This window comes from Nocardia alni, from assembly GCF_019038435.1.
Classification (GTDB): Bacteria; Actinomycetota; Actinomycetes; order Mycobacteriales; family Mycobacteriaceae; genus Nocardia; species Nocardia alni.
Genome location: NZ_JAGPOX010000055.1, coordinates 45,254 through 56,213, shown reverse-complemented (window position 1 = coordinate 56,213; position 10,960 = coordinate 45,254). Strand labels below are relative to the sequence as shown.

Annotated in this window: 8 protein-coding genes; 4 read left to right on the top strand and 4 right to left on the bottom strand. The window is 67.2% G+C overall.

Features of this window, described 5'->3' with window-relative positions:
• The coding region (locus JZ791_RS21600; protein WP_216896988.1) for an AMP-binding protein at window positions 1-2,792 on the bottom strand (2,792 nt) is incomplete at its 3' end.
• Between the two features lie 94 nt (window positions 2,793-2,886).
• On the bottom strand, window positions 2,887-3,729 hold the full coding sequence (locus JZ791_RS21595) for a bestrophin-like domain (RefSeq protein ID WP_216896987.1): 843 nt from the start codon (window positions 3,727-3,729) through the stop codon (window positions 2,887-2,889).
• 361 nt (window positions 3,730-4,090) lie between these two features.
• Between JZ791_RS21595 and JZ791_RS21590 the strand changes: the two genes are divergently transcribed.
• From JZ791_RS21590 to idi, 4 genes are all read left to right on the top strand, one after another.
• Window positions 4,091-5,497: a family 2B encapsulin nanocompartment shell protein gene (locus tag JZ791_RS21590; RefSeq protein ID WP_216896986.1), complete on the top strand. Its 1,407-nt coding sequence runs from the start codon at window positions 4,091-4,093 to the stop codon at window positions 5,495-5,497.
• A gap of 16 nt (window positions 5,498-5,513) precedes the next feature.
• Entirely contained in the window at window positions 5,514-7,082 is a 1,569-nt protein-coding gene (locus JZ791_RS21585) for a family 2 encapsulin nanocompartment cargo protein terpene cyclase (protein WP_216896985.1), read from the top strand.
• Window positions 7,083-7,173: 91 nt separating this feature from the next.
• Complete coding sequence (locus tag JZ791_RS21580) at window positions 7,174-8,046, top strand: geranyl diphosphate 2-C-methyltransferase (protein WP_216896984.1); 873 nt, start codon at window positions 7,174-7,176, stop codon at window positions 8,044-8,046.
• On the top strand, window positions 8,043-8,615 hold the full coding sequence (idi, locus tag JZ791_RS21575; RefSeq protein WP_308163024.1) for an isopentenyl-diphosphate Delta-isomerase: 573 nt from the start codon (window positions 8,043-8,045) through the stop codon (window positions 8,613-8,615). The genes JZ791_RS21580 and idi overlap by 4 nt, the downstream gene beginning before the upstream one ends.
• Before the next feature lie 276 nt (window positions 8,616-8,891).
• Here the strand turns inward: idi and JZ791_RS21570 are convergent, their stop codons facing one another.
• Both JZ791_RS21570 and JZ791_RS21565 read right to left on the bottom strand, forming a co-directional pair.
• Window positions 8,892-10,364, bottom strand: coding sequence for an NCS1 family nucleobase:cation symporter-1 (locus tag JZ791_RS21570; RefSeq protein WP_216896983.1), 1,473 nt, complete (start codon window positions 10,362-10,364; stop codon window positions 8,892-8,894).
• A 131-nt stretch (window positions 10,365-10,495) separates the two neighbouring features.
• Window positions 10,496-10,831 (bottom strand): hypothetical protein, encoded by a 336-nt coding sequence (locus tag JZ791_RS21565; protein WP_216896982.1) that lies wholly within the window; start codon window positions 10,829-10,831, stop codon window positions 10,496-10,498.
• Window positions 10,832-10,960: the final 129 nt, after the last annotated feature.

Genomic DNA, 10,960 nt, shown 5'->3' with positions numbered 1-10,960 from the left:
GGGCGGCGGGTCGGATCCAGGGGGCGCAGGGCCTCGGTGACGTCCTTGGGGTCGAGGTGGTGGCCCTCGCGGACGCTGACACCCGCGACGGCCAGAGTGCGGCCGGAGTCGGTGGTGTGGGCGAACGCGACCTCCATGTCGACGGCGGCGATGTCGTTGAGCGCGTCGACGATCGGCTGGCTGTAGACCGGGCCGCGGGCTGTGAGCGTGACAGTGTCGCGGCGGTCCATCAGCCAGTAGTCGCCGTCGGAGTCGCGGCGGAACAGGTTTTCCGTGGGCATCCAGGCGTCGCCGGGCGCGAATACCCCGCGCAGGCCGCCCGAGGAGATGTCGACCGCCTCCGAGGCCCGGCCGATCAGCAGGCCTACCTCGTTGTCGGCCGTGCGGCGCGCGAAACCCCTTGCGTTGGTGATGATCTCGCCCTTCACCGGATCATAGGAGATCAGCTCCACCCGGGCCGTTCCGGGCACCGGGCGGCCCTTGCAGCCGATCTTGGATCCGGCCACGTTGGCCAGCACCACATCGCCCTCGATGGATGCGTAGAACTCCAGAACCCGCGCGGGCGAGAATCTTTCGACCGTCCGGCGCCACAGTCCGGCGGGCATGCCCGAGCCGATGAACAGCCGGATCGGATGCGTGTGCCCGCCGGGGAAGGTGTCGGCGTCCAGGATGTCGCGCAGCATCGTCCAGGTGTAGGTGACGACGGTGACCCCGTAGCGGTGCACCTCCTCGGCGAACCGGGAGGGGTCCAGCGAGCGGGCCAGCGCGATGCGGCTGCCACCGGCCACCGCGCCGCCCAGGCTGACCAGCAGTCCGGACGAATGATGCAGCGGCGCAAGGCAGTACACCGTGTCGCGACGGTCGAGGTCGGCGGAGGTCGCGGTGCCGAACGCGGACAGCGCCCAGCGGTGGTTGGTGATGTACTTCAGGTCCAGCTTCGATCCGGTGCCGGTGACCAGCACGAACGCCAGCTCGCGCGCCAGCCCCGGATCGGGCCGGTACCAGCCGGGCAGCGGCACCCGGGACGGATCGATCTGCTCGAGGTCGACCACGTCGGCGCCCGGCGGCACGGCCAGTTCGCGCGCGTCGCCGCCGCCCAGCACCAGCACCCGGCTGCCGGTGGCCGCGGCGTCGTGCAGATTCTCCGGATCGCAGACCACGATCGTCGCGCCGCTGAGCTCGACCGCGCGGGACAATTCACTGCCGGGGGCAAGCAGCACCGCCACCGCGCCGATGCGCGAGAGCGCCGATACCGCGGCCAGCGCGCTGGGCCTGGTCTCCATCAGTACGCCGACCCGGCTCGCCGGGCGCACGCCCGCCGAGATCAGCCCGCGCACCACGTTGTTGATGCGGGTGTCCACGGCCGCGTTGGTGTGCACACGGTCGTCGAACAGGAACAGCTCCCGCAGCGGCCCTCGGCGCGTCTGTTCGGACAGCAGGCGCCCCAGCGAAATTCGGGTGTGCGGCTGAATCATGCCCAGGCGGGTCAGCCGGGGCAGCGCGCGGGCGGCCTCGCCGGTCAGCTCCACCGAACCACGCAGCGCGCTCTCGGCGATATCGCCCAGTACACCGCCGAATTCGGTGCCGGCCTCGGCGATGGCGCCCATGGCGTGCACGACGCGGATGGCCGCCGAGCGCGGCCGGTCCACCGGGACGTTCTCACCCATCGGCACGATCTGCTCGGGTCGCTGCGCCTGACCGCTCAGCCAGCGCACCCATTCGCGCACCAGCGGCCAGGTCTGGTTGGTGGCGGTACTGCCGGCCACGAGCCCGAAATGCCCGGCCACCAGCGATGCCTCGTACACCTCGGCATTGGGCGCGGCGCGCACGATGCCGCGCACCGCCGGGGGCTGCCCGATATCGTCGACCTCGCCGACGAAGGCCAGGATCGGGCATTCCAGTTCGGCCAGGGAGACCGGTCGGTCGCGAATCACGAACCCGCCCAGCATCATCCGGTTGTGCACCACGAACTGTTCGAGCAGATCCGCCGCGGCCGGGCCCGAATACCCGACCCAGCCGTCGTGTTCGAGGAAACGGCGCTGACGCTCCTTGGGCAGCAACGCCTCCCGGTTGTGCAACTGACGCAGGAAGTCCAGCCGGGACTTGGCGGTCTTGACCGGATCGAGCATCTGAAAGCCCAGGCGCACCATGGAATCGGTGATCGGCAGCCGGGTCAGCACGTGGTTCGCCAGGAATTCGGCCACATCGGACACCAGGCCGTACGGCAGGCCGAACGGTAGCCCCGCGACGATATCGACCGGGCTGCCGAAGGTGACGATGCTCTCCACACCCTTGCCGTACCGGTAGGCCGCGGCCTGGTAGGCGAACATGCCGCCCTGCGAATAGCCCATGAGGTGCACACCGCGGCCGGTCAGCTCGTTGACCGTGTCGATCGCGGCGCTCAGTGCCAGCACGTGGTCGGCCAGATCGCGCTGCCAGCCACCCTCTTCGGTGGCGGGCGAGCCGAAATCCACCACCCAGCAATCGATCCCGGCGCGGTTCAGGATGCTGACGGCGCCACCGTCGGCGTTCACGTCGTAGACGTCGGCGCTGACCATCAACGGCGGCACCAGCACGGCGACCGGACCCGAGGCGTTCGCAGGGTCGGCCGCCTCGCTCCCGGGGAAGTAATGACGCAGCCGGTACATCCGCTTGCGCTCGGTCACCTCGTACGGCGAGGACTCCTCGTCCGTGGCCAGCCCGCCGAACCGGATAACCTCGAGCCCGTTCTGCGCAGTTGCCACCAGCCGCCGAACCGACCCGGCGACCGACTCCGCACCGAAGAACTTCACGCCTGACTCCCAGCACTTACCAGCACGTGGCGCACCCACCACGAACCCCTGCGTACACCCGACGAGCTTGCCACATCAACAGCCTACGCAGTGCTTATTTGCCGGCGCTTCGCTCCACCGTGTTTCCGGCGTCCGCCGGCACGGCGTCCGGTTGCCCCATGACGTTGTGGAACATGGTCACCACCGGGTCCGGGCTGACGCTCAGGTCGCCCCGGAAGGGGTAGTCCATCGCGGCGATGAGGAAGATCATCGTGCCCAGGAAGAACGCGAACAGACCGCCCAGCAGCATATGCGCCCCCCGCGTGGAGATGCTGAACAGGCACAGCAGGGAGAAGTTCACCAGTGCGCCCAGCACGATCACATCCCACAGCACGTCGGGCAGCCCGCCGGAGCCGGCGTTGATGCGCTGGCGGCGCTCGTCGTCGAACTTGGCGAACTGCTCGATCGCGGCCTGGTGGATGATCTCCTGCGGCTTGGTCTGCGGCTGGAAGGACAGCAGGTCGCGCTGGAACCGGGTTTCCAGCGCGGTGCCGCCCGGCGGGTCCTCGCCCTTGCGTAGGTCGGGGAACGCGACATTCATCAGATTGTCCGTATAGTCGACCAAATCCTTTTGCAGCACAGGGCGTTCGGGCTCGGGATAGGCCGAGACCTCGCGATACAGGGTGCTGATCGCGGCGGCCTCGCTGGAGACGAGATCTTGGGCGGTGTCGAAGGCCTGATAGGTGGCGGCGGCGACCAGGCCCAGGAGCAGGCCGTAGAACACGCCACCGACCGTGAGCACCATGGTGACCTGTTCGTTGCGACCCGGTTCGGGTCCGAACACCTTGTGGACGAACGGACGCAGCAGCCAGATGCCGCCGCAGGTGAGCAGTACCGAGACCCCGGTGATGATCAGGAACCCGGACCAGACGGGTATGTCGTAGAGCCAGGTGAACATTGGCGACTCCCAGGGCGTGCGCGACAGAGGACGGACCTACGGGGAGAACGAGTGGCGAATGCCGAGCTACACGGTAGCGCATGCCCCGGCGGATGATTGATCGTTCGACCAGAGGTCGGTCCGGACTGTTTTCCGGCCGCATCGATGCGACATCGTTATCACCCGCGAGCTACCTATGTGCATTCGCCGATAACCCTTCCAAACGTACTTGCGGATGCTTATGATCGAGGTGCTGGAACGCACTGTCGCGCTACACAATTCATTCATGTGTATGTCACCCGCAGGCCTCTGTCGCCTGCCATACCCGCCTGTCATCATATCGCCCCGTCGCTCCGTGGCAATCTCAAGGTGAGGACGCAGCATGACCATCGATACGCCACCACAGACCGAAAACCACGTCCGCAAGACACTTTCCACCGAGGCCGCGCACCAACTCGCGCATACCACCAAGTCCGAACCGCAGATGCAGGGCATCACCTCCCGGTGGCTGACCCGCGCGCTGCCCTGGACCCAGGTGCACGGCGGTGTATACCGGGTCAACCGGCGCCTCACGCACACCCTCGGCAACGGCGAGGTGGAGTACGTCATCGACGGCGGGCAGGCCCGCGTCATCCCGATGGAACTGCAGGAACTGCCGCAGCTGCGCGGGTTCGAGGACGAGGAGATCCTGCGCGCGCTGGCGCAGCGTTTCGTACAGCAGGATCTCGAACCCGGCACGACCGTAGCGGAATTCGGCAACCCGATGGACCGGGTGCTGCTGATCGTGCACGGCAAGCTGAACAAGTTCGGCACCGGCGAGTACGGCGAGACCACCAGGGTCGGCATGCTCGGCGGCGGTGATTTCTTCGGCGACACCATGCTCACCGACACCGATGCCATCTGGCCGGTCACGCTGCGGACCGTCACCCGCACCACGCTTCTGTCGCTGCCGCGCACCGCGCTCGACCAGTTGACCGAGGAGATCCCCGCACTGCGTGAGCATCTCGACGGTGTCGCCGCGGCGCCGACACAGCGGCAGAACAAGCACGGCGAGGCCGAGATCGAGATCCACTCCGGCCACGACGGCGAGCCGCTGCTGCAAGGCACCTTCGTCGACTACGACTCCACCCCGCGCGAATACGAATTGAGCTTGGCGCAGAGCGTACTTCGCATACACACCCGAGTCGCGGACCTGTTCAACGAGCCGCACAACCAGATCGAGCAGCAACTGCGGCTGACCATCGAGGCCCTGTACGAGCGCCGCGAATACGACCTGGTCAACAATGCGGACTACGGTTTGCTGAACAACTGCGACCTGAAGCAGCGCATCTACACCGAGCAAGGCGCGCCGACACCCGACGACATGGACGAACTGCTGAGCATGCGCCGCAGCACGAAACTGTTTCTGGCACACCCGAAGGCGATCGCCGCGTTCGGGCGCGAGTGCAACAAGCGCGGCCTCTACCCGGATCCGGTGGAGATCAACGGCCACCGCATCCCGTCCTGGCGCGGGGTGCCGATCTACCCATGTGGGAAGATTCCGGTCAGCGAGGCGCACACCACCTCCATCCTGGCGATGCGCACTGGCGAGCAGGAGCAGGGCGTGATCGGCCTGCACCAGACCGGAATTCCCGACGAGTTCGAGCCGAGCCTGAATGTCCGATTCAAGGGCGTCGACGACCAGTCGATCATCTCGTATCTGATCAGCTGCTACTACTCCGCGGCGGTGCTGGTGCCGGACGCGCTGGGCATCCTGGACAACGTACTGGTCGCCCGACAGGGCGAGTAGCGAAGGGGCACAGGCCATGTCGGTGCTCTCGCGCGCCGCGGCACCGCCCGCCACCTCAGAGGTGGCGGGTGTGATCGTCGCGCTGCTGTCCAATCTCGACAACGCTCCCCCGGCCAGCTTGGGCTGGGTGCCGGAAAACAAGCTGCCCCAGTCGCATTCGACGGACGAGTCACTGGCGGCCGCCACGGCGCCGCTGGCAGCGATGATGATGCAGGGCGGGCCGCAGCGACTACTCGGCCCGGTCGGCCTCGGGGCGGCGGCGGTGTCGATCACACCGCCGCAGGTCAGCGCACCCGTCGGCGCCACGGCCGACCCCACCGCGGTCACCGCCGCGCCCGAGACCGGCGCACCGCAGCGCGGCCCCGTGCCTTCGGGAACGGGACTGCCGTTCGGCCCCACCGGAATCGGCACGACATCGACGCGCCCGCACGCGTTGATCACCCCGGCGCCGGATCCGGCGACCGGCCGGGGCAGTTCGTCCGGCCACGGCATGCTCGGTGACAGAGCCAGGGGATTGCTCGGTGGCGGAACGAGTCTGGCACTGCTGCGCCACGGCCCATCGGACAAGGCCGAAACGCCCGAATCCGAGAGCCGGCCCTCGGCGATTCCCGCCCTCTACTGCCCGCCCCCGGTCCGCGACAACCCCGCGCTGGCCGAAGCGGTCAATCAGGGAATCCTGTTGTGGGCCCGGGAGATCGGACTCTACGAAGGTCGCCTGGAGGACCTGAGCAAGGCGGATTTCGGTCGCCTTATCATGCTCGCGCACCCGGATTGCGACGATCCGGACCGCCTGCTGGCCGCGGCCAAATGCGCGGTGACGGAATGGTCGGTCGACGACTACTACTGCGAGGAGGACGCCGACGACCACGCGCCGGACGGCACCCCGTCCACCGCCGAGTTCGAGCTGGGCCCCCGACTGGAATTGGCCGCCGCGGCAATGGATCCGGTGCATCTTCCGGTGAGGTACCAGGCGCGGTTGGAGGAGGCGATGGTGGCCGATCCCATCCTGCGCGCCTTCCGCACCTCGTTCGAACACCTCTCGCACTACGCGACCCCGGCCCAGGTGGCACGGTTGCGCACCGAGATCGCGGGGTGGTTCATCGCCCTGACGGCGGAGGGCGGCTGGCGGGCGGCGAATCGCATGCCGCCGGTCTGGGAGTACCTCACCAACCGGCAGCCGCACAGCTTCCTGCCGTGTATGGCGCCGATCGATGCGGTCGGCGGCTATGAGCTCGGCGCCGCCGAATACACCGATCCGCGGATGCGCCGGGTGGTCACCACGGCCGCACTCGCCTCGCAGATGGTCAACGACCTGTATTCGATGGCCCGCGAGGACCTGTCCGAGGGCCGGGAATTCAACCTGCCCACGGTCCTGGCGGCCGAGGAGGGGTGCAGCCGCCGCGACGCGGTCCAGCGAACCGCCGAGGTACACGACGAGCTCGTCCACCGCTTCGAAAGCGAAGCGACCGTGCTCGCCGCGACCGGGTCACCGGAGCTGCGACGGTTCCTGGGTGGCTTGTGGGCCTGGATGGGCGGTAACCGCGCCTGGCATGCCGGTAGTCGTAGATATAACGAATTGTCCTGATACACAACATAATAGCTGATTATCGACGCGGCGCTCGCCCATGCCGCGCCGACGGTTCAGTGCACCCTGTTACCCGAGAGGATGATCCGACATGACCATGCTCGAGCCCCAGACCGATACCGTTTTACAGTCCAGCTACCAGCGTTCGGTGGCGAACTACTGGAACAACAACCCCAACGACGACCGTGTCAACGTCAAACTGGGCGAGGTCGATGGCCTCTATCACCATCACTACGGCATCGGCGAACCCGATCTGTCGGTGCTGGAGGGGCCCGAGAGCACCCGGCAGGAGCGGATCGTGCGCGAACTGCACCGGCTGGAGACCGCCCAGGCCGATCTGCTGCTCGACAGCCTCGGCGATGTGCGGTCCACCGATCGGCTGTTGGACGGCGGATCGGGGCGCGGCGGCACCAGCATCATGGCCAACGCGCGCTTCGGCTGCCGAGTGGACGGGGTGAGCATCTCCGAATACCAGGTGGGTTTCGCCAACGACCAGGCTCGGCAGCGCGGGGTCTCGGACAGCGTGCAATTCCATTACCGCAACATGCTGGATACCGGATTCGACTCCCGGTCCATGCGGGGGGCGTGGACCAACGAGACCGATATGTACGTCGAGCTGCCGGATCTGTTCGCCGAACTCTCGCGGCTGCTGGAACCGGGCGGGCGCTACGTGTGCGTGACCGGCTGCTCCAACGACGTCACCGGCGGTCGCTCCGCGGCGGTGAGCTGGATCGACGCGCACTACGGGTGCATGATCCATCCGCGCAGCGAGTACTTCAAGGCGATGACGGCCAACAACCTGGTACCGATCGCGGTGACCGATCTCACTCCGGCGACGATCCCGTACTGGGATCTGCGCACCCATTCCGAGCTGGCCACGGGTGTGGAGAAGCCGTTCCTGAGCTCCTATCGGGACGGGAGTTTCCAATATCTGCTGATCGCGGCGGATAAAGTGGGCCGGTGACCACCGCACCGGAGACGAACCATGCGGCCCGGACCGCCGATCGCGAGACCCTGCCCGTCGAGCTGGTGGACGAGCAGGGCCGGGCGACCGGCGAGTGCCCGGTCGCGCGGGCGCACACCGCGCCCGGTCTGCTGCACCGCGCGTTCTCGGTGCTGCTGGCCGACGCGCGGGGCAGGGTGCTGATGCAGCGCCGGGCCGCGGTGAAGACCCGGTTCCCGCTGCTGTGGACGAACACCTGCTGTGGGCATCCGGCGCCCGGCCGGTCCGTCACGGCCGCCGCGGCGGTACGGCTGGGCGAGGAACTCGGCATCGTGATCGATCCGGGCGAGCTGACCGAGGCGGGTGTGTTCAGCTATCGGGCGGCGGACTCGGCCTCCGGCCGCGTCGAGCACGAATGGGATCACGTCGTCGTCGGCCGGTTCGAGGGCGATCCGCCGAATCCGGATCCCGCCGAGATCGCCGAGTGGGCGTGGGTGCGTCCGGAGGACCTGATCACCGCGGTCCGGGCTTATCCCGCGCACTACACACCCTGGTTGCCCGGAGTTCTCGAGATCACCTATCCGGAGTGATCGGGGCGATCCGTCATCCCAGTGCGGGATCTACCCCTCACCTCGCACTGGATACCGCCCTCACCCCGCGGCGGAATCCAACCGTCACCCGCGGCGGAATCCAATCCGGCCACCCCGCGGCGGAATTCAGCCGTTATCCCGGCGCGCTTATCGGCCGGGATCCACCAGGACCGACTCGGTCACGGTGGATCCCGGCCACAAGCATGCCGGGATGATGGACAGCGGCCCTGCCGGAGATGACGGACAGGAACAGCGACTACGCCGGGACGACAGCGATCAGACGTTCCGCACGAACCGGGGCGCGAGCAGGCGGTAGACGATCAGCGCCAGGGCGCAGCCGATGAACCAGCTGTACTGGGCGGCGGTGTACATGCCGGGCAGGCTCCCGGCCAGGACCGGGATCACCGCGACGACCGCGCCGACGACGGTGGCCGCGATAGCTGCTGGGTTGTATCCCTTTCGGTACCAATAGATTCCGGTCTCCGAACGGGTGAACAGCTGGTCCACCACGATATTCCGGCGACGCACCAGGTAATAGTCGGCGATCAGCACACCGAACAGCGGGCCGATGAACGCGCCGAGCACCTCGAGGGTGTAATGGATGACATCCGGGTTGTTGTAGAGGTTCCACGGCGTGATGACGATCGAGCCGATCGCGGCGATCATGCCGCCCGCCCGCCAGCTGATTCGCTGCGGACTCGCGTGGGAGAAGTCGAAGGCCGGGGAGATGAAGTTCGCGACGATGTTGATGCCGACCGTCGCGATGGCGAAGGTCAACGCGCCCAGCACGATGGCGAACGTGCTGTCGATATGCGCGACGGTCTGCACCGGATCGGTGATCAGCTTGCCGTACACCGGCACGGTCAGCGACGCGGTGATCACCACCAGCAGGGAGAACATCAGGAAGTTCACCGGCAGCCCCAGCAGATTGCCGCGCCGCACCGCGGCCATCGACCGGGTGTAGCGGGAGAAGTCGCCGAAGTTCAGCATCGGGCCCGAAAAGTACGACACCACAAGCGCTATCGCGCCGAGCATCACCGGAAGTGCGTGCAGGCCGCTGTACTGCACCCGGCCCAGATTCAGATCGATCGCACCCCATCCGGCCTTGGCGATCAGGTATCCGCACAGCGCGAACATCACGACATACACCGCGGGACCGCAGAAGTCGATGAATCGCCGGATGGACTCCATGCCGCGCCAGAACACACATGCCTGCACCACCCACAGCAGCAGATACGCGCCCCAGCCGAGTGCCGACAGCCCGACGAACCCGTACCGGTGCACATCGGCGTACGGCGCCAGTCCCGGCCACAGCTTCAGCGCGACCACCAGCAGCGCCGCCGAGGCCAGATAGGTCTGAATTCCGTACCACGCCACCGCGATCAGTCCCCGGATGATCGCCGGGATATTCGCGCCGAGCACCCCGAAGGAACTGCGGCACACCACCGGATACGGCACCCCCGCCCGCTGGCTCGGCATCGCGACGAGATTGCACAGCCCGTATACGATCGTGATACCGATCAACAGCGCGACCAACACCTGCCAGCTGGCCAGTCCGAGCGCGAACAGGCTTCCGGCGGTGACGTATCCGCCGACGCTGTGCACGTCCGACATCCAGAATGCGAAGATGTTGTAGGTCCCCCACTTCTGTTCCCGCAGCGGCGCCAGATCCACGTTGGTCAGGCGCGGGTCGTACTCGGGCGGGAACTCGGCGGCCGTACTCGCCGCGGGCTCGATGGTCTCGGTCATGGTGCATCCGATCCGAAGTCGTAACTAACGAACCGAACGGTAGATCCACCCCATTGCCCACCGATTGCTCCACTATTTCCCCCCTATTGCGCGAAAGATATATCCTTCTCGACCGTCTCGGCATACACGCGTCAGTCGCCGAACGGCTCATCGTGGCAGCGCCAGCCGGCCGTCCCGTCGCCGTGAACGTGCAGCAGGAACTCGGCCACCGGGCTGCCGTCGGGAAACGTCATCGACAGTTCCGCGCGAATCCGCGAATACGCCTCGTCGAGCCGGTCCCAGTCCTCATCGTCCGCCGCCCGCAGTTGCTCCTCGAACAGCTGCCGGAACGGCTCGAAGCCCGGCGATGTCTCGATATTCGCGCGAATCCAGGGCCAATCCACCTCGGTCTCCGTCATCCGCGCCAACTCGTCGCCGCCCCGCCACAGTTTCCAGACGCGCCCCGCAGCCGGTTCACCGTTCGTCATGCGGCCAGTATGGCCGCGACCACCGACATGTCGGTGGTCGATGCGCCCGGCCGCAGCACGCCGTGGTCCCGGAGGGATGTCGCGCTCACATAGCAGTATTTCCCGCGATCGCTGATCTCGGTGTGATGA